The sequence below is a fragment of the Enterococcus ureilyticus genome, from assembly GCF_001730315.1.
GTDB lineage: Bacteria > Bacillota > Bacilli > Lactobacillales > Enterococcaceae > Enterococcus_L > Enterococcus_L ureilyticus.
Genome location: NZ_MIKC01000023.1, coordinates 214,633 through 234,254, shown reverse-complemented (window position 1 = coordinate 234,254; position 19,622 = coordinate 214,633). Strand labels below are relative to the sequence as shown.

The window sequence follows — 19,622 nt, the reverse complement described above, 5'->3', positions numbered from 1 at the left end:
GGGAGCGAAGTAACCTTACTAGGAATCACCAAATGCTATGATCCAAAACATCAAGAGGTAATCAGTGACGCAATGAATCACCATGACTGGCTATGCCAGAGCAGATGATGAACAGTACTTGGCGACCAAAGGGAGCGAAGTAACCTTACTAGGAATCACCAAATGCTATGATCCAAAACATCAAGAGGTAATCAGTGACGCAATGAATCACCATGACTGGCTATGCCAGAGCAGATGATGAACAGTACTTGGCGACCAAAGGGAGCGAAGTAACCTTACTAGGAATCACCAAATGCTATGATCCAAAACATCAAGAGGTAATCAGTGACGCAATGAATCACTGCGACTGGCTATGCCAGAGCAGATGATGAACAGTACTTGGCGACCAAAGGGAGCGAAGTAACCTTACTAGGAATCACCAAATGCTATGATCCAAAACATCAAGAGGTAATCAGTGACGCAATGAATCACCATGACTGGCTATGCCCGAGCAGATGATGATTGGTACAAGGCGACTGCAAGGAGCGTTGCCTCCATTTACCCAACCAAAAGATAGAAAATCCTTCCCATTATCACCAAAAAGCGCTACTATAAATAAGACAATTTTTCTATGTAGAAAGAGGGATATGATGAAAAACAAAAAATCACTGATCATTTTAATGGCAGTATTATTTTTAGCCATCTTAGCAGGCTGCAATTCAAAAGGAAAAACTGAAGACGCGAAAATCAATAAAGAACCCTATTCAGATCAGCAGTCATTGCTTGGAACCTATGTGCAAGTTAGAATCTATGATGATGGCAAAGAAGATGTATTAGAAAAAGCTTTTGCCCGTGTCAAAGAATTAGGGGATAAAATCACTGTTAACGAAAAAGGATCAGAAATAGATGAAATCAATGAACAAGCTGGAATCAAACCAGTTAAAGTTTCTGATGATATTTATCCATTGTTGAAACGAGCATATGAATATAGTGAAGATTCTTCAGGTGGTTTTGATATGGCTATTGGTCCAATCACGCAATTATGGCGTATCGGCTTTGACGATGCCCGCAAACCTTCGCAGGAAGAGATTGACCAAGCATTAAAATTAGTTGATTATCATAAAGTAAAATTAAACGATGAAGATAAAACAGTTTATCTTGAAGAAAAAGGTATGCAACTGGATTTAGGTGCAATCGCTAAAGGATTTATTACAGATGAAGTGGTGAAAGTTTTAAAAGATAATGGCGTAACAACAGCCATCGTTGATTTAGGCGGCAATGTTTATGTACTTGGACATAGCCCACGCGGTAAGGATATGGATTGGAATGTTGGAATTCAAGATCCTAATAAAGCGCGCAATACAGTGATCGGAACCGTTCAAGAAAGTAATAAAACGCTAGTCACTTCTGGAATTTATGAACGCTTTTTGGAAGTAGATGGTAAGAAGTATCATCATTTATTTGATCCTAAAACAGGTTATCCTTTTGATAATGATATTGCCGGTGTAACAGTCATTACAAATAAATCAATTGATGGTGATGGATTATCAACAGCAGTATTTTCAATGGGTGTTAAAAAAGGGTTGGAATATGCTGAAGGATTGAAAGATGTAGATGTGATTTTCGTTACAAAAGAGGACCAAGTATATGTGAGTAAAGATATTGAATCTGTGTTTGAATTAGGCAAAGATTCAGGTTATACAATGGGAGATCGTAAAGATCTGAAATAAGGAGAATGGATAGATATGTCGTTAAAGGTATTTTTACAAGTAGTGGAGATCCAGACAAAATTGGCGAGTCTCTTTCCTTTTGCTGTTGGTATATTATTTTCTATTGCTTATTTTAATCAATTTCAGTTAGGATATACGATACTATTTTTTATTGGGATGGTCGTCTTTGATATGGCAACGACAGCTATCAATAATTATATGGATTTTAAAAAGGCTAAGTCTGAAGTGTATAAATATGAAGAGAATATTATTGGCAGTTCTGGAATTGCTCCGAAGCTTGTTCGAAACATGATCTTTGGCATGCTTGCTTTTTCTGCAGTGATCGGTATTTTTCTAACGATTCAAACCGGTTGGTTATTTTTAGTAATGGGTGGTATCTGCTGTTTTATTGGTATTTTTTATACATTTGGACCAATACCACTTTCCCGCATGCCTTTAGGAGAAGTATTTAGTGGTTTTACTATGGGCCTGGGGATCTTTGCGATGACGATTTATTTGAATGTTCAGGAGTCGCGACCATTTTATTTAGTGCTTGATTGGCGTCAGGGTACATTTGCTTTGAATGGGAGTATCTGGGCAGTTTTAACTATTATTTGGGCTTCGTTACCGATGGTTTTTACGATTGCCAACATTATGCTAGCAAATAATTTGAGGGATTTAGATACAGATATTGAGAATCATCGTTATACGTTGGTTTATTATATCGGACGGAAACAGGGTGTGATTTTATTCCAGTTATTGATGCTGGCATGTTATGCAGTGATTTTGATTGGCTTACCATTTGGCGTGTATCATTGGCCAATTTTGGCTGTATTTCTATCATTGCCGGTGGTGTGGAAAAATCTTCAATTGTTCAAAGAAGAACTACCTCATCCCAAAAGTTTTGGTTATTCGATAAAAAATCTAATGGTTTTCAATGGTAGTTATTTATTAGGTTTGTTGTTGACGATTATTTTGAAAAAAATATAAATAAAAGAAGAAAGCAGTATGAAATCAACAACGACGCTGCTTTCTTCTTTTTTACGTTTTATTTTTAACACCCCTTGTTTACAAACTACTGATTATTTTTTTTGCTTTTGATAAATAGGAAGAGTATAGCAAATAAAATAATGGCAATGCCACCAATTGAAAGATAAACCGTTCTCTTTTCTCCTGTATTTGGGAATGAGGCTTTCTTCTTTTCTTCTTTTTTAGCAGTAGCAGAAGAGGATTCAGTGTTTTTAGCTAGTATAGAGCTATCAGTTGTTCCTGATGCACTGGCAAAAGCTTGGTCAGTCAATGTGTAAACGGGCGAGTAGTTACCTGCTTGTGGAGAAAACGCCATAAAATTGAAATGATCTTGGTAAGGAAGGGTGAAGTACCCATCATTATCTGTTAAAGCAAAATTGTTTGATTTAGCAAAAGGATAAAACTCTTTTACACTTTTAGGTGTTACTTCATTGTTAGCAGTGTTTTCACCATAAATGGTCACGTTGCTGATGGAACTTCCATCTGTAGACAAGACCCTACCTTTTACTTGCTTGTTATCTGAGTCATAGAAAATAAATTGGATATCATAAGTTGATGTAGGTTTTATCACTGTGTACTCCATGTTTAGAGTAACTTCTTGCTTTTCCTCTTGGCTTTCCTCTAAAGGATAGAGCATAAAGCTAACCTTGACTAAATAGGTTCCTATTTTCTCTGTTGAAGCTTCTTCCAAAAGCGTAAGATCTCTGAATGTGGCACCATGATAGGCGCCGTCTTGGACAAGCATTTCTGGAGTAATTGTTTCTCCTTGAAATACAACTAAAGTCGTTTGAATAAGATCACTATAAGCGTTCAAAACTGGACTGCTGGAAGTTTCTGTGGAGCTCGAGTCTGTGGTAGAAATTTTTAGGCGCTCTTTTTTAGAATTTTGTGTGACTGTGGCAGACGATGAGCTTTCAACTTCCCCAGAAGTTGAAAGCTCATCGTCTGCAAAACTGGTAAGAGGTAGAGCAAAAGATAGTGCAACCAACCAAAAAACTGCTTTTTTCATAAGTATTCTCCTTTTGTAACATTCGTATTGTTCGCAATATAAATGTAACATAAATGAAATGTAAGGAAAATAGTTGTAAGAAAGCATTTTAGCTTCTTAAGGAATTCTTAATATATTCGCCAGATATTTTTACTAAGATGATGGGTTTATACTGCTTAAACTGATTTCCCCAGAAGAAAGCACCTTTTCTGTTTTATCATGAAGTTGGACGACCAATTCCCCCTGATCGCTGATTGCTGTGGCGACCCCTTCATAATTAGTTCCCGCTTGCGTAAATGATACAGTTTTGCCAAGAACAAATGATTTTTGACGGTACTCTTCTAAGAAATCTTGTTCAGGTAATTGATTTAATATGGTATAAAATTGATTCCAAATCTCTGCAATCAATTCGTTTCTTGTAACAGTCGGTTCAGTTTCAGGAAATAGGGAGCTTGCTTTTTCTCTTAATTCTGTTGGAAATTCATTTTGCTTCAAAGAAAAATTAATCCCCATGCCAATAATAACGTTTGAGATTTGTCCAGATTCAACATCGCTCATGGCTTCTGATAAAATACCACAAACTTTTTTTCCGTTGATATAGATATCGTTGACCCATTTAATCTCTGTGTGGGTGTTGATCAAATTATCCATTGCACGAGCAATTGCGACAGCCATGATCACAGTATACTGTGCCATTTCCTCGAAATTTTGATTTGGTCTTAATAGCATGCTCATGTAGATACCGCTGCCAGCTTTTGAAAAGAACGGACGGCCAAATCGTCCTTTAGGTGCTTCTTGGATATCCGCTACGATCAATGTGTTATTTGGTTCGCCATTAATTGCTGCTAACTTAGCATCTTTCATTGTAGACTCTGAGGAGTTTAGAACCGTAATTGATAGTTCTGGAATTGCAGGATCTAAAGCTAAGCGGATCCCCTCTGCGGATAAAACATCTGATTTATCATAGCGGTATCCTTTGTTACGACTGCTGGAAATAACATGCCCTTCTTTTTTTAATTCATTGATTGATTTCCAAATTGCTGTTCGTGATAAAGAAAGTTGTTGGGCCATTTCTTCACCTGAAATAAACGCTGGGGCTTGTTTCATTAATAAAGTTAATACCTGGCTTTTTGTAGACATAGAATTCGCTCCTTTATAGTAATTTTATTGTAGCTGATGGATAGAGTAAGGGTCAACTACAATAGGGCTGAAAGAGGACGAGAAAATCCTTCTTAAGATGTATGATTTCTCTTGAAGAACTTGCTATACTTATGTGGTAGGAACGAAAAACGAGAGTTAAAATGATAGAGATGGAGTGGGGAACTATGGAAAAGCAACAATATGTTTGTGATAAGTGTGGTAATGCGCATTATGTGTCTGATCAGTTTCAAGCAACAGGCGGTAACTTTTCAAAAATTTTTGATGTACAAAATAAAAAATTTATCACAGTCAGCTGTTCGAGATGTGGTTTTACAGAATTATATCGTGGACAAACATCTGATGGTTGGAATATTTTAGACTTTTTAATGGGTGGTTGATAACCATTAAAACACATGAAAAAAAGAGGTTGAGGGGTATCATACTCAACCTCTTTTTGTTTAAATCAACAATAACTGATCGTCTTTTAATTCACTGCCACTATTTTTGTGGAACATATCCATCAATTCGTTAACAGTTAATTCTTTTTTCTGTTCAGCAGGAACATCGACAACGACTTGACCTTGATGGAGCATGATTAATCGATTGCCGTAGCGAATAGCATCTTCCATATCGTGTGTAACCATGAAGGCGGTCAACTCTTGTTCTCTAATCAGTTTTTCCGTTAGCTCCATTACAGTGATCGATGTTTTAGGATCCAGTGCTGCGGTATGTTCATCTAGTAAAATCAGTTCTGGACGAATTAAGGTAGCCATTAATAAAGTAATTGCTTGACGTTGACCTCCAGATAACAATCCAATTTCAGTAGTTAGTCGATTTTCTAAGCCTAAATTCAAGCTAGCTAACTGTTCCTTAAAGAAATCACGGTCATTTTTACGAACCCCATTTCCTAAGCCACGTTTTTTTCCGCGTTTCATCGCAAGGGCCATATTTTCTTCAACGGTTAGGCGGACAGCTGTACCCATTTTAGGGTCTTGAAACACGCGACTGATTTTTTTGGAACGAGCGACCACTCGTTGCTTGGTGATATCTTTGTTATTTAAAGTTAAGTGACCTTCTTCAATAGGCAAAGTTCCGGCGATACTATTAAGTAAGGTTGATTTTCCAGCGCCATTGCCACCGATGATTGTAATAAATTCCCCTTGGTTGATTGTCAAATCAATGCCTTTTAGTACATGATTTTCGTTGACTGTACCGCGTTCGAAATATTGATGTAAGTTTTTGATCGTTAAGACAGGCTGCATCAATTTGTACCTCCTTTACGTTTTCCTAGTTTAGAGAAGCCTAATTTTTTTTGAATTAGTGGTGAAGACAGACAAATAACTAAAATGATTGCTGAAAATAGTTTTAAATCAGCTGGATCGACCCGGAGTTCCAAGACACAGGCAAGAATAAAGCGGTATAAAATAGCACCGATGACAATTGTAATAAGGCGTAAACCAAGTGATTTGTTTTTGAAAAGAACTTCTGCAATGATGATCGAAGCAAGGCCGATAACGATTGTTCCAATACCAGAATTTAGATCAGCAAAGTTGTTATTTTGAACAAGTAAAGCGCCAGCTAAAGCAATACAACCATTAGAAAGCATATAGCCGATAATTTTCATATTGTCAGTTTTGATCCCATTGGCTTCACTCATATCAAGGTTATCACCAGTTGCCCGTGTAGCCAATCCAATTTCTGTTTTAAAGAATAAGACCAGTAGGATAATGACTAAAAGAACGATGATCAAACCAACAAGAATCACGCTGTTAATTTTAGTCAGTCCTAATGATTGCGCATGAGAGAAAATCGAATCGGTGCCGATCAAAGAGATATTTGGTGCGCCCATGATGCGAGAATTGATACTATAAAGTCCTGTCATTGTGATGATGCCAGCTAATAATGCAGGTATTTTTAGTTTAGTGTGCAAAAGACCTGAGACAAGTCCTGCTAGCATACCAGCGATAAAAGCAAGAATCAATGCTATAACTGGTGCAATCATATAATGAAGGTCGAATAATGACTGGAATGGTGCTGGCCAGGTTGCTGGGTCTTTGGCTAGAATGACCGCAGCTACAGCGCCCCCTAGAGGGAAACTACCTTCTGTGGTCAAATCTGCAATATCCAAAATTCGGTACGTTAGAAAGACTCCAATGGCTAATAAGGACCAAAGAAGACCTTGTGAGGTTGAAGAGAGTAATATGTCTATCAATTAAATCAGCTTCTTTCAATAAATTTTATGTATGAGGTTGGGACAGGAGTGTTTACTCCCGAGAACCACGTAGGTACTGTGCAACATCAACTTATACTTCGTTGTGTTTTACAGCAATAAGAAGGAATTCACGGAAATGACAAGAAACACGGAATTTTCAATTTCGATGTTGAATGATTCCTAATTGGTGATCTTCAAATTTTTGTGAATTCCAGCTTATTTCTGAAGCTCTCAAATCTTAGTGCTTTAGCACTTAGAATTTGATGTGATCGAAGCGAAGCGTAGTGATTGCTTCTGCTCCCGCCGTTTATACGGATTCCTTGAGTCTGAGATATAACTCGTAGAGTTATGTCCCAGACTTGTTAAACGCTAAGGTGCTTTGATGGTATCCGGATCGATATCTAGTGCTTGTGCCATTTCTTTGTTTACGAAGAGTTCCAAATCTTTCGCTTTTTCAACAGGCATATCAGCGGGTTTTGCTTCACCTTTTAGAATTTTTGCTGCCATTGCGCCAGTTTGTTTTCCTAGTGATTTATAATCGATACCAACGGTTGCTAAACCACCTTCTTCTACTTGTTCGATTGAACCTGCGATAACAGGTGTTTTGTGTTCTTTGGCTACTTCACCGATAACAGCGGCCGCAGAAGCAAAAGTATTATCTGTTGGGATATAAATTGCATCTACATCTTTCGCCAGACTTGTAGTAACTTGTTGCACATCATTTGTTGAATTAGCAGTTAGGACTTTTGTTTTGACTCCGGCATCTTTCAACGCTTTTTCAGCCATATCCGCTTGGATTTTAGAATTGGCTTCACCTGCGTTATACATGATTCCGACTGTTTTTGCATTGGGTACGATTGACAACAATAAGGCAATCTGTTTATCGATTGGTACGATGTCGGTTGTCCCAGTAACGTTACCGCCCGGTTTTTCATCTGATTTCACTAGTTTAGCACTCGCTAAGTCAGTAACGGCTGTGACTAAAATTGGAATATCGGTAGTTTCATTCAATAGTGACTGAGCAGCAGGTGTCGCGATACCTAATAGCAAGTCTGGTTTTTCTTTGACTAATTTTTCACTCATGCTTTTTAGTTGAGCTTGGTCGTTTTGAGCATTGCTGTATTCGATTGTTAGGTTTTCGCCATCTTTGAAGCCATTTTCTGCTAAGCCTTCTTTAAATCCTTCAAAAGCAGCATCTAACGAACCGTGTTGAACAGGTTGTAAAACACCAATTTTCTTGTTGTCGCTGTTTGATCCATCCTCTGTTTTTTTGTTATTGCCGCATGCGCCAAGTGTTAATAGTGCTACAGCTGATACGATACTTAGTCCTACTAATTTCTTTTTCATCTTGATTCCTCCAATTTATAGTTGATAAAACAAAAAATCCATTCAGACAATATGCCTAAATGGATTGATAAAAGTCGTAGGTTAAACACTTCTTCTTTCGCCACTTAGGATTGTCTACGTGGCTGTTTGTTCAGTACAAAGCGCTCTAGCCATCATAGATACAAAAACAGGTTTTTGCTGTTTGTACCCACGATTGCATGAATACAAAACTATCTAAAGTAGCTAAAGTAAGCTTTATTCAGTTGTGGTTTGATTGAGTGTATCATAAAAAATCCCTCCGCAAATTGAATTGTGTTTAGTATAAATGAAAATAGAGTAGGATGTCAACAGATTATTTTAAATTTTCTGATAATTGATAGAATAGCTGTATGTAAAACGATAAATTGAGCCGAGAAAAAAGAATTTTTATAATTATGAAGGTATATACTTAGGAATTTCAGCGCTTTCATGCTACTATTTAGGTGGAAAAATAATGAAGTGATAAGGAGAATAAAAATGATTTCAAAAAAATTAATTACATTAGGAACATTGGCAGCAACAGTATTAGTATTAGGTGCGTGTAACGGTGACAAGAAAGATTCTAAAGATAGTTCGTCTGATAGCAAAACAGAAACATCAATGAGTTCAAGTGTTGATACGGTAAGTGGTGCTTCAATCAGTGATAAACCAGAAGTCATCGAGAAAGCTTTAGGCAAAGACGGAAATTGGATCATTGCAGCAACAGCAGATATTACATTTGATAAAGATGTAACAGTTGCTGGTGAATTCCACGATAAGGGAGAAACTTCAGGCGATATCTATAGAAAATTGGCTTTGTATGCGCAAGATGGAGATAAAAAAATAACAGATGAATATACATTGACTGTTCCTCAATTAGTTGTAGAAACAGAGAATTTCAACATCGTGAATGGAACGGTTAAAGGCGATATCTTAGTTAAAGCGAACGGTTTTGTTTTAAACGGTACAAAAGTTGAAGGGAATGTAACGTTTGAAAAAGAAGAATACAAAACTTCAGCAACATTAGATGAAGAAGATGCCGAAGTAACTGGAGAGATCACTGTTCAATAAGACAGACTCTCTAGGTCAATAAAAAAGAGGCTCAACAATGAACCGACCCCAAAAAGTTAGACCAAAATCTAACTTTTTGGAGGTCGGTATTTTTATGTATCAACAAAGTTCGATGCAAAAAATGGAGAGACAGGTAAATGAAAATGTTGAAAAAAGTTCAAGTGTTTCTAATTTTTAAGAGTGTTTTTGGAAGAATGATAAAAGTTTAAGAAATCCTTGACTTTTACTATAGAAGGAAGTACAATGTATAGATGCAAAAACTATCTGAAAAATGACAAAGCAGGAACGAAATATTGTCCGTTCCGGTTTTTAATAGGGAAACAAAAGTAGAAACGCACGAGAAATTTTCAAGAGCACATTCTATTTTTGGTTTTTTTTTGCCTAAAAACTGCAAAAAATGCTCAATATTACAGATATTTAATATTTGTAATATTAAAGAAATATTTTCGGTTAGTGTTTTGATAGACTTTTAATTAGAGGAGTGAAGAGCTTGGCTGGACACGTAGTAAAATACGGAAAACACCGCGAACGTAGAAGTTTCGCCCGGATCAGTGAAGTGTTGGAATTACCCAACTTGATCGAGATTCAAACAGACTCTTACCAATGGTTTTTAGATGAAGGACTAAGAGAAATGTTTGAGGACATTTTACCGATTGATGATTTTCAAGGGAATTTATCTTTGGAATTTGTGGATTATGAATTAAAAGAACCTAAGTATACGGTGGAAGAAGCGCGCGCGCATGACGCAAACTACTCTGCACCACTACATGTTACGCTACGATTGACAAACCGTGAATCTGGAGAAATCAAATCACAAGAGGTATTCTTCGGTGATTTCCCTCTAATGACTGAAATGGGAACATTTATCATCAATGGTGCAGAACGTGTTATCGTTTCTCAATTAGTTCGTTCACCAGGTGTTTATTTCCATGGAAAAGTAGATAAAAATGGTAAAGAAGGCTTTGGCTCAACAGTGATCCCTAACCGTGGCGCATGGTTGGAAATGGAAACTGACGCAAAAGACATTTCTTACGTACGTATCGACCGTACACGTAAAATTCCTTTGACTGTATTAGTTCGTGCTTTAGGTTTTGGCTCTGATGATACAATTTTTGAAATTTTTGGTGAAACACTAAGCTTACGCAATACAATCGAAAAAGATTTACACAAAAATGCAAGCGATTCTCGTACTGAAGAAGGGTTAAAAGACATCTATGAGCGTCTTCGACCTGGCGAGCCGAAAACGGCTGACAGTTCTCGTAACTTACTGAACGCTCGTTTCTTCGATCCAAAACGTTATGACTTAGCGAACGTTGGTCGTTACAAAGTCAACAAAAAATTAGATTTGAAAACTCGTCTATTGAACCTAACTTTAGGAGAAACATTGATCGATGCTGAAACTGGCGAAATCATTGTTGAAAAAGGCACTGTAATGACGCACCAAGTAATGGAAACATTAGGTGAGCATATCGATAACGGCTTAAATAGCGTGACTTATTATCCAAGTGAAGATGGTGTCGTTACTGAACCAATGACGGTTCAAGTAATTAAAGTTCTTTCTCCAAAAGATCCTGAACGCATTGTTAATGTCATCGGTAATGGCTATCCTGATACAAGTGTGAAGACTGTTCGTCCAGCAGATATCGTAGCTTCAATGAGTTATTTCTTTAACTTACAAGAAGACATCGGTAATGTAGATGATATCGATCACTTAGGTAATCGTCGTATTCGTTCAGTTGGTGAATTACTACAAAACCAATTCCGTATTGGTTTAGCGCGTATGGAGCGTGTGGTTCGTGAAAGAATGTCTATCCAAGACACTGAAACATTGACACCACAACAATTGATCAATATTCGTCCAGTTGTTGCAAGTATCAAAGAATTCTTTGGTTCTTCTCAGCTCTCACAATTCATGGATCAAACAAATCCTCTAGGTGAGTTGACGCACAAACGTCGTCTATCTGCCTTAGGACCTGGTGGTTTGACTCGTGACCGTGCCGGCTATGAAGTTCGAGACGTTCACTATTCCCATTATGGCCGTATGTGTCCGATCGAAACGCCTGAGGGACCAAATATCGGGTTGATCAATAGCTTGTCAAGTTATGCCAAAGTCAATAAATTTGGTTTTATCGAAACGCCTTACCGTCGTGTTGATCGTGCCACAGGAAAAGTAACCGATCAAGTTGATTACTTAACTGCTGACACAGAGGATCACTACATCGTAGCGCAAGCAAACTCACGCTTAAATGAAGATGGTTCTTTTGCTGAAGAATTAGTAATGGCTCGCTTGCAAAGTGAAAACCTTGAAGTAACCATCGATAGAGTCGATTATATGGATGTTTCACCTAAACAGGTAGTTGCTGTTGCGACTGCATGTATTCCTTTCTTGGAAAACGATGACTCCAACCGTGCCTTGATGGGTGCCAACATGCAACGTCAAGCCGTACCGTTGATTCAACCGCGTTCTCCACTTGTGGGAACTGGTATGGAATACAAATCAGCCCATGACTCGGGTGCCGCTTTACTATGTAAACATGATGGTGTCGTTGAATATGTGGATGCATCTGAAGTACGTGTTCGCCGTGACAATGGCGCATTAGATAAATATATGGTCACAAAATTCCGTCGTTCAAATTCAGGAACAAGTTACAACCAACGTCCAATCGTTCTTTTAGGCGAGAAAGTTGAAAAAGGCGATACATTAGCTGATGGACCTTCTATGGAAGAAGGCGAAATGGCTTTAGGACAAAACGTACTTGTTGGATTCATGACTTGGGAAGGATATAACTACGAGGATGCGATCATCATGAGCCGTCGTTTGGTGAAAGATGATGTCTACACTTCTATCCATATTGAAGAATATGAATCAGAAGCTCGCGATACAAAATTAGGCCCTGAAGAAATCACACGTGAAATTCCAAACGTCGGGGAAGATGCTTTGAAAGATCTTGATGAAATGGGCATTATCCGTATTGGTGCTGAAGTCAAAGATGGCGACTTATTAGTAGGGAAAGTAACGCCTAAAGGGGTAACAGAGTTATCTGCTGAAGAACGTTTACTACATGCAATCTTTGGTGAAAAAGCGCGTGAAGTTCGTGATACATCTCTACGTGTGCCTCACGGTGGCGGCGGGATCGTTCATGATGTGAAGATCTTTACTCGTGAAGCAGGAGACGAATTATCTCCAGGCGTAAACATGTTAGTTCGTGTATATATCGTTCAAAAACGTAAAATCAACGAAGGGGATAAAATGGCCGGTCGTCACGGTAATAAAGGGGTTGTATCCCGCATTATGCCGGAAGAAGATATGCCATTCTTACCAGACGGAACACCAATCGATGTCATGTTGAATCCATTAGGGGTACCATCACGTATGAATATCGGACAAGTACTAGAATTGCACTTGGGTATGGCTGCTCGTCAGTTAGGTATCCACATTGCAACACCAGTATTCGATGGCGCCAATGATGATGACGTTTGGGAAACAGTTCGTGAAGCGGGTATGGCTCGTGATGCGAAAACTGTTCTTTATGACGGACGTACGGGTGAACCATTTGATAACCGTATCTCTGTTGGTGTGATGTACATGATCAAATTGGCTCACATGGTCGATGATAAATTACATGCTCGTTCTATTGGACCATACTCACTTGTTACCCAACAACCACTTGGAGGTAAAGCTCAATTTGGTGGACAACGTTTTGGGGAAATGGAAGTATGGGCACTGGAAGCATACGGTGCAGCTTACACATTACAAGAAATCTTAACATACAAATCTGATGACGTAGTTGGTCGTGTGAAAACATACGAAGCGATCGTTAAGGGTGAACCAATTCCAAAACCAGGCGTACCAGAATCATTCCGCGTATTGGTGAAAGAATTACAATCACTTGGATTAGATATGCGCGTATTGGACATTGAAGAACAAGAAATCGAATTGCGTGATATGGACGATGATGATGATGACTTGATCACCGTTGATGCCCTAACAAAATTCGCAGAACAACAATCAGCGAAACAATTAGAAAAAGAAGCAGCGGAAGCAAAAGAAGCAGCTGATGCAGTGCTTGAACAAGAAATAGAAACTGCTGAAGATACAAAAGACTAATTGTTTTACATTTTGTATAAAGTGCCAATGAAATCCGTTAGTTATGGGCTAGAAAGATCAACATGATTGTTTCTAGTTCCAAACTACGGTGAATAGCTCATTCAGCTTTTCTAACTAATTGAATGGAGGGAATCCCTTTTGATCGATGTAAATAAATTCGAAAGTATGCAAATAGGTTTAGCTTCTCCAGAAAAGATCAGAAGCTGGTCTTACGGTGAAGTAAAGAAACCCGAAACGATTAACTACCGTACGTTAAAACCTGAACGTGAAGGTTTGTTCTGTGAACGCATTTTCGGTCCAACTAAAGATTGGGAATGTGCGTGTGGAAAATATAAACGTATTCGTTATAAAGGTATCGTTTGTGACCGTTGTGGTGTAGAAGTAACTCGTTCTAAAGTTCGTCGTGAACGTATGGGACATATCGAGTTAGCAGCACCTGTTTCACATATCTGGTATTTCAAAGGTATTCCATCTCGTATGGGGCTTGTTTTAGACATGAGTCCTCGTGCCTTAGAAGAAATCATTTACTTTGCATCTTATGTGGTAATTGATGCTGGAGATACTTCTTTAGAGAAAAAACAATTATTAACAGAACGTGAATATCGCGATAAACGTGATCAGTATGGTCAAGGTTTTTCAGCGGCAATGGGTGCGGAAGCTGTTAAGCAATTGCTGGATAATGTTGATTTAGATGGCGAAGTTGCTGGCTTAAAAGAAGACTTGAAAACAGCATCAGGCCAAAAAAGAACTCGTGCGATTCGTCGTTTGGACATTTTAGAAGCGTTCCGAGCTTCTGGAAACTTGCCAAGCTGGATGGTTATGGATGTTATTCCTGTAATTCCACCAGATTTGCGTCCGATGGTTCAATTAGAAGGTGGTCGTTTTGCAACTTCTGATTTGAACGACTTATACCGTCGTGTAATCAACCGTAACAATCGTTTGAAACGTTTATTAGATTTAAACGCACCAAACATCATTGTTCAAAATGAAAAACGTATGCTACAAGAAGCAGTTGATGCATTGATTGATAATGGTCGTCGTGGTCGTCCTGTTACAGGACCAGGTAACCGTCCATTGAAATCTCTTTCTCATATGTTAAAAGGGAAACAAGGTCGTTTCCGTCAAAACTTACTAGGTAAACGTGTGGATTACTCTGGCCGTTCAGTTATCGTCGTAGGACCTAACTTGAAAATGTACCAATGTGGTTTACCAAAAGAAATGGCGATTGAATTATTCAAACCATTTGTGATGCGTGAACTAGTGCAACGTGAAATTGCAACAAACATCAAAAACGCAAAACGTAAAATCGAACGCGGAGAAGATGAAGTTTGGGATATCTTGGAAGAAGTTATTCAAGAGCATCCAGTATTGCTTAACCGAGCACCTACACTCCACAGACTTGGTATCCAAGCCTTTGAACCTGTGTTAGTTGAAGGTCGTGCAATCCGTCTTCACCCATTAGTTTGTGAAGCCTACAATGCCGATTTCGATGGAGACCAAATGGCTGTTCACGTTCCATTGAACGAAGAAGCACAAGCAGAAGCACGTATGCTAATGCTAGCTGCTCAAAACATTTTGAATCCAAAAGATGGTAAACCAGTTGTAACACCTTCTCAAGATATGGTCTTAGGGAACTATTACCTAACAATGGAAGAAGAAGGACGTGAAGGGGAAGGCATGATCTTCCGCGACATGAATGAAGCTGTTTTAGCATGGCGTAATGGATACGTGCATTTACACTCACGTATTGGTGTTCAAACAACGCTACTTGGCGACAAACCGTTTACGGATTGGCAAAAAGAACGTATTTTGATCACAACAGTAGGTAAGATCATCTTTAATGAAATTATGCCTGTAGAGTTTCCTTACTTGAATGAACCAACAGATTACAACTTAACGGTACAAACGCCTGATAAATATTTTGTAGAAGCGGGTACAGACATTCCTGCTCACATTAAAGAGCAAGAATTAGTTTTACCATTCAAGAAGAAAAACTTAGGGAATATCATCGCTGAAGTGTTCAAGAGATTCCATATCACTGAAACTTCTAAGATGCTTGATAGAATGAAAGACTTAGGCTATAAACATTCGACTCATGCTGGGATGACCGTTGGTATCGCTGATATCATGGTATTGCATGAGAAACAAGAAATCATTGATGATGCTCACAAACAAGTAGAAAATATCACGAAACAATTCCGTCGTGGTCTGATTACAGATGACGAACGTTATGAACGTGTTATTGCTGTTTGGAACAAAGCTAAAGATGAAATTCAACAAAAACTGATCGAAAGTATGGACGCTAAAAATCCGATCTTCATGATGTCAGATTCAGGAGCCCGTGGTAACATCTCCAACTTTACTCAGCTTGCTGGTATGCGTGGACTGATGGCCGCTCCAAACGGACGCATCATGGAACTACCAATCATCTCAAACTTCCGAGAAGGACTTTCTGTCTTAGAAATGTTTATCTCTACCCATGGTGCTCGTAAAGGGATGACCGATACAGCCTTGAAGACTGCCGATTCAGGTTACTTGACTCGTCGTTTAGTTGACGTTGCCCAAGATGTTATTATCCGTGAAGACGATTGTGGAACTGACCGTGGTCTAGTGATTCAATCAATTCGTGAAGGCAATGAAATCATTGAGCCTTTAGAAGAACGTTTACTTGGACGTTACACTCGCAAATCAGTAATGCATCCTGAAACTGGGAAAGTAATTATTGGGGAAGATCAACTGATTTCAGAAGATCTTGCTAGAGAAATCGTGGATGCTGGTGTTGAAACTGTAACGATCCGTTCCGTATTTACATGTAACACCAAACATGGTGTATGTAAACACTGTTACGGCCGTAACTTAGCAACTGGTTCTGGTGTTGAAGTTGGGGAAGCAGTTGGTACAATTGCCGCTCAATCAATCGGGGAACCTGGTACTCAATTAACAATGCGTACGTTCCATACAGGTGGGGTTGCCGGAGACGATATTACTCAAGGTCTACCTCGTGTCCAAGAAATCTTTGAAGCACGTAATCCGAAAGGACAAGCAGTTATCACAGAAGTTACCGGTGAAGTGATCGATATCTCTGAAGATCCTGCAACACGTCAAAAAGAAGTAACAATTAAAGGGAAAACAGATACTCGTACGTATACAGTTCCTTATACAGCTCGTATGAAAGTGGCTGAAGGCGATACGATCCATCGTGGTGAAGCATTGACAGAAGGATCAATCGATCCTAAGCAATTATTACAAGTTCGCGATGTTTTATCAGTTGAAAACTACCTATTGCGTGAAGTACAACGCGTTTACCGTATGCAAGGGGTGGAAATTGGTGATAAACATATCGAGGTAATGGTTCGTCAAATGCTGCGTAAAGTTCGTGTCATGGATCCAGGTGACACTGAAATCTTACCAGGTACATTACTTGATATCGCTGAATTTAAAGATCGTAACTACGACACATTAGTAGCTGGTGGCGTTCCTGCAACAAGCCGTCCAGTCTTACTAGGAATCACAAAAGCATCATTAGAAACAAACAGTTTCTTATCTGCTGCGTCATTCCAAGAAACAACTCGTGTGTTAACCGATGCTGCAATTCGCGGTAAAAAAGACCCATTACTTGGTTTGAAAGAAAATGTTATCATTGGTAAGATCATTCCAGCTGGTACTGGTATGGCTCGTTACCGTAACATGGAGCCAAAAGAAGTTGGCGTAGCAAGCGAAAATGTCTACAGTATCTCTGATATTGAAGCACAAATGGCTGCTGAAGATGCTTTGAATGAGTTGAATAAATAATAAGAAAAAATGCTTGGAATCGATAGTCGATTCCAAGCATTTTTTTGCTTTGTTGATTAAAGGATCTCAGAAGCTGCTTCTTTGTCCAAGATAATTGTTAAATTGGGATGAACTTGCAGTAAAGAAGCAGGGACATTGTTTGTCACTGGTCCAAAAAAGGCTTGCTTAATAATCTTAGCCTTTTTCTTGCCAGTAGCAAACAAGACAATCTCTTTTGCTTGCATTACGCTTTTTGGCCCCATCGTGACATAAAAATTAGGACGTTCATTCTCATCTCCACCGACTTCGCTAAGTAAAATTTCCTGCATATCTTCTGTAGCATCTTCACCAACATAAGACGTCAAATCTTCAAAGGTTGTTGTTCCTGGAAGATTACCGCAATAGTGACCATCCGCCCCAATACCTAATAAAATTAAATCTAATCCCCCATCTTGCTCAATTCTAAGATCTTGTGTTTTATAGTTTGTCTCATCAAGCGGATGAATTTGATCGGGATTGATAGCAGCAGGTTCAAAGAAGAGCTTGTTAAGATTATTCATCGTAACGCCGTAGCCTGATTTCTTTTTATAGGGAATCTCATCAAAGTTATAGTAATGAACATTATCAAGATAGGTTTTGTTTTTTACATCTTCAATCAGATATTCATACATTTTTACAGGTGTAGACCCTGCGGTAATAGCTAGATTCACACGTTTGTTTTGATACATTTTACCAAGTAAGAGATTAGCAGCTACTCGACTCATTTGTGCATAATTTTCTTCAACAATGATTTTCATTTGATTCACTCCATTTCCAATAATATAATTCACTTTAACATATGGGAAGCATCCCAGGTCAAGTTGGTTTATAAGAAAGTAAAACAAAAAAGTACCATTATTGTTTCATCAGGTTTATGATAGAGAAAAAGACGAGGTGAAATAACGATGGAAAATCAATATGAAAAAGCAATCTTCGCTGGTGGCTGTTTTTGGTGCATGGTCAAACCATTCGATAGCCAACCTGGGATTATTTCGGTTGTAGCAGGATATACAGGTGGACATGTTGAAAATCCAACCTATGAACAAGTTACAACAGGAACAACTGGACACACGGAAGCAGTTGAGATCACGTTTGATCCTAAAATCATACCATATGAAAAATTGGTGGAAACTTATTGGCAACAAACAGACCCAACAGATTCTTTAGGTCAATTTGCTGATCGTGGGGATTCTTATCGTCCAGTTATTTTTTATTCAAATGAAAGACAAAAAGAGAGTGCTGAAAAATCGAAAGCAGCATTGCAGGCCAGTGGCCGTTTTACCCAACCGATCGTCACAAAAATTGAGCCAGCACAACCCTTTTATCCGGCTGAGGATTACCATCAAGAGTATTATAAAAAACATAGTATTCACTACAACTTATATAAAGAGGGTTCTGGACGTGCTGGTTTTATCCGCAAGAATTGGCAAGACAAATAATGAAGGAAATCGAGACAGAAGCTGTTTTTGCTTTTGTCTCGTTATTTAGTTACATAAAAATATAAAAAGTAGCCCTAAGCTTAAAAAAGGTACAAAAGGAAGAGAGTCTAGCTCTTTTTTTAAGTGGAATTTGTAGAATAATAGAAAGAATAATCCACTACTACTAGCGATAAACAACAATAAAATAAGCGCTTCACCTCCTATAAGAGCTCCCCAGACTGTAAGTAGAATAATATCACCACCACCAACAGAATCAGGAAAGAAATAATTTAAACTGTGTAATCCCCAAAAAATACCACAGCTTACTAAAGGATAAAAAGGCAATGCTAAATAGAAATGCCAAAGACATAATATGAGTGACAATGGAAAAAAAATTTTAGGTTCTACGACCAAATAAAAGATATCTGTTAAGGATAAGATGATGGCCATCAATAAAAATAACCTAACGTAAAAAGAATGTGGGAATAGAAGCATTATTAGCCCGCAGAGCAACTCACTAAGAAAATAGACGACAGATAGTTTATGCTTGCAATAACGACAACGAAAACGTAAAAATACTATTGAGATAAGTGGAATCAATTCTAAAGGCTTCAATCTAGTTTGACAATAAGAACAATGAGAAGCTGGCGCTAAAATGGATTTTCCGACGGGGACACGAGCGGCTGTCAAACAAAGAAATGATCCAAGGACACAGCCGAAGATAAAATGCATAATCAACATAAAAAAGCTCCTTTCATAATGAAATACGCAAAAAAATATTTTTTTAACTAGACAAATATTTTTTTATTAGGAA

The 19,622-nt window shown here is 38.4% G+C and carries 15 protein-coding genes and 1 pseudogene; 8 read left to right on the top strand and 8 right to left on the bottom strand.

The genetic code is table 11. The annotated features are described in order from the left end of the window. Positions 1–212 precede the first annotated feature (212 nt). The 3 genes from BCR24_RS16980 to menA all read left to right on the top strand — a co-directional run bounded on the left by BCR24_RS16980 (position 213) and on the right by menA (position 2,678). Positions 213–368, top strand: a complete 156-nt coding sequence (locus BCR24_RS16980; RefSeq protein WP_167351670.1) for a hypothetical protein — start codon at positions 213–215, stop codon at positions 366–368. 261 nt (positions 369–629) lie between these two features. Beyond that, the gene (locus BCR24_RS10170; protein ID WP_069640437.1) at positions 630–1,709 is read left to right on the top strand and encodes an FAD:protein FMN transferase; all 1,080 of its coding nucleotides are present in this window, start codon (positions 630–632) and stop codon (positions 1,707–1,709) included. A 15-nt stretch (positions 1,710–1,724) separates the two neighbouring features. Next, positions 1,725–2,678 carry a 1,4-dihydroxy-2-naphthoate polyprenyltransferase gene (menA, locus tag BCR24_RS10165; protein WP_069640436.1) on the top strand — a complete coding sequence of 318 codons (954 nt, stop codon included), beginning with the start codon at positions 1,725–1,727 and terminating at the stop codon, positions 2,676–2,678. 85 nt (positions 2,679–2,763) lie between these two features. Here the strand turns inward: menA and BCR24_RS10160 are convergent, their stop codons facing one another. Both BCR24_RS10160 and BCR24_RS10155 read right to left on the bottom strand, forming a co-directional pair. After that, entirely contained in the window at positions 2,764–3,726 is a 963-nt protein-coding gene (locus BCR24_RS10160; protein ID WP_069640435.1) for an LPXTG cell wall anchor domain-containing protein, read from the bottom strand. A gap of 132 nt (positions 3,727–3,858) precedes the next feature. Next, positions 3,859–4,845, bottom strand: a complete 987-nt coding sequence (locus BCR24_RS10155; RefSeq protein WP_069640434.1) for a biotin--[acetyl-CoA-carboxylase] ligase — start codon at positions 4,843–4,845, stop codon at positions 3,859–3,861. 185 nt (positions 4,846–5,030) lie between these two features. Between BCR24_RS10155 and BCR24_RS10150 the strand changes: the two genes are divergently transcribed. Then, positions 5,031–5,243 (top strand): zinc ribbon domain-containing protein, encoded by a 213-nt coding sequence (locus tag BCR24_RS10150; protein ID WP_069640433.1) that lies wholly within the window; start codon positions 5,031–5,033, stop codon positions 5,241–5,243. Positions 5,244–5,303: 60 nt separating this feature from the next. Here BCR24_RS10150 and BCR24_RS10145 read toward each other — a convergent pair whose 3' ends face one another. The 3 genes from BCR24_RS10145 to BCR24_RS10135 all read right to left on the bottom strand — a co-directional run bounded on the left by BCR24_RS10145 (position 5,304) and on the right by BCR24_RS10135 (position 8,404). Next, the gene (locus BCR24_RS10145) at positions 5,304–6,107 is read right to left on the bottom strand and encodes an ABC transporter ATP-binding protein (RefSeq protein WP_069640432.1); all 804 of its coding nucleotides are present in this window, start codon (positions 6,105–6,107) and stop codon (positions 5,304–5,306) included. After that, the gene (locus BCR24_RS10140) at positions 6,107–7,057 is read right to left on the bottom strand and encodes an ABC transporter permease (RefSeq protein ID WP_083244382.1); all 951 of its coding nucleotides are present in this window, start codon (positions 7,055–7,057) and stop codon (positions 6,107–6,109) included. Before BCR24_RS10140 ends, BCR24_RS10145 begins: the two co-directional genes overlap by 1 nt. Positions 7,058–7,426: 369 nt before the next feature. Further along, a complete protein-coding gene (locus tag BCR24_RS10135) occupies positions 7,427–8,404 on the bottom strand; it encodes an ABC transporter substrate-binding protein (protein WP_069640431.1) in 978 nt (325 codons plus the stop codon). A gap of 495 nt (positions 8,405–8,899) precedes the next feature. Between BCR24_RS10135 and BCR24_RS10130 the strand changes: the two genes are divergently transcribed. The 3 genes from BCR24_RS10130 (at position 8,900) to rpoC (ending at position 17,372) form a co-directional block, all read left to right on the top strand. After that, positions 8,900–9,472, top strand: coding sequence for a hypothetical protein (locus BCR24_RS10130; protein WP_069640430.1), 573 nt, complete (start codon positions 8,900–8,902; stop codon positions 9,470–9,472). A gap of 490 nt (positions 9,473–9,962) precedes the next feature. Beyond that, positions 9,963–13,580: a DNA-directed RNA polymerase subunit beta gene (gene rpoB / locus BCR24_RS10125; protein ID WP_069640429.1), complete on the top strand. Its 3,618-nt coding sequence runs from the start codon at positions 9,963–9,965 to the stop codon at positions 13,578–13,580. Positions 13,581–13,718: 138 nt separating this feature from the next. After that, positions 13,719–17,372: a DNA-directed RNA polymerase subunit beta' gene (gene rpoC / locus BCR24_RS10120; RefSeq protein ID WP_069640428.1), complete on the top strand. Its 3,654-nt coding sequence runs from the start codon at positions 13,719–13,721 to the stop codon at positions 17,370–17,372. Positions 17,373–17,428: 56 nt separating this feature from the next. Here rpoC and BCR24_RS10115 read toward each other — a convergent pair whose 3' ends face one another. Then, positions 17,429–18,148 carry a glucosamine-6-phosphate deaminase gene (locus BCR24_RS10115; protein ID WP_069640427.1) on the bottom strand — a complete coding sequence of 240 codons (720 nt, stop codon included), beginning with the start codon at positions 18,146–18,148 and terminating at the stop codon, positions 17,429–17,431. A 147-nt stretch (positions 18,149–18,295) separates the two neighbouring features. Between BCR24_RS10115 and msrA the strand changes: the two genes are divergently transcribed. After that, positions 18,296–18,829: a peptide-methionine (S)-S-oxide reductase MsrA gene (msrA, locus tag BCR24_RS10110; RefSeq protein WP_069640426.1), complete on the top strand. Its 534-nt coding sequence runs from the start codon at positions 18,296–18,298 to the stop codon at positions 18,827–18,829. A 45-nt stretch (positions 18,830–18,874) separates the two neighbouring features. Here msrA and BCR24_RS17145 read toward each other — a convergent pair whose 3' ends face one another. Next, positions 18,875–19,258, bottom strand: coding sequence for a prepilin peptidase (locus BCR24_RS17145; RefSeq protein ID WP_239574173.1), 384 nt, complete (start codon positions 19,256–19,258; stop codon positions 18,875–18,877). A gap of 45 nt (positions 19,259–19,303) precedes the next feature. Beyond that, a pseudogene (locus tag BCR24_RS17140) lies at positions 19,304–19,540 on the bottom strand (prepilin peptidase); the annotation flags it as partial. Positions 19,541–19,622 lie beyond the last annotated feature (82 nt).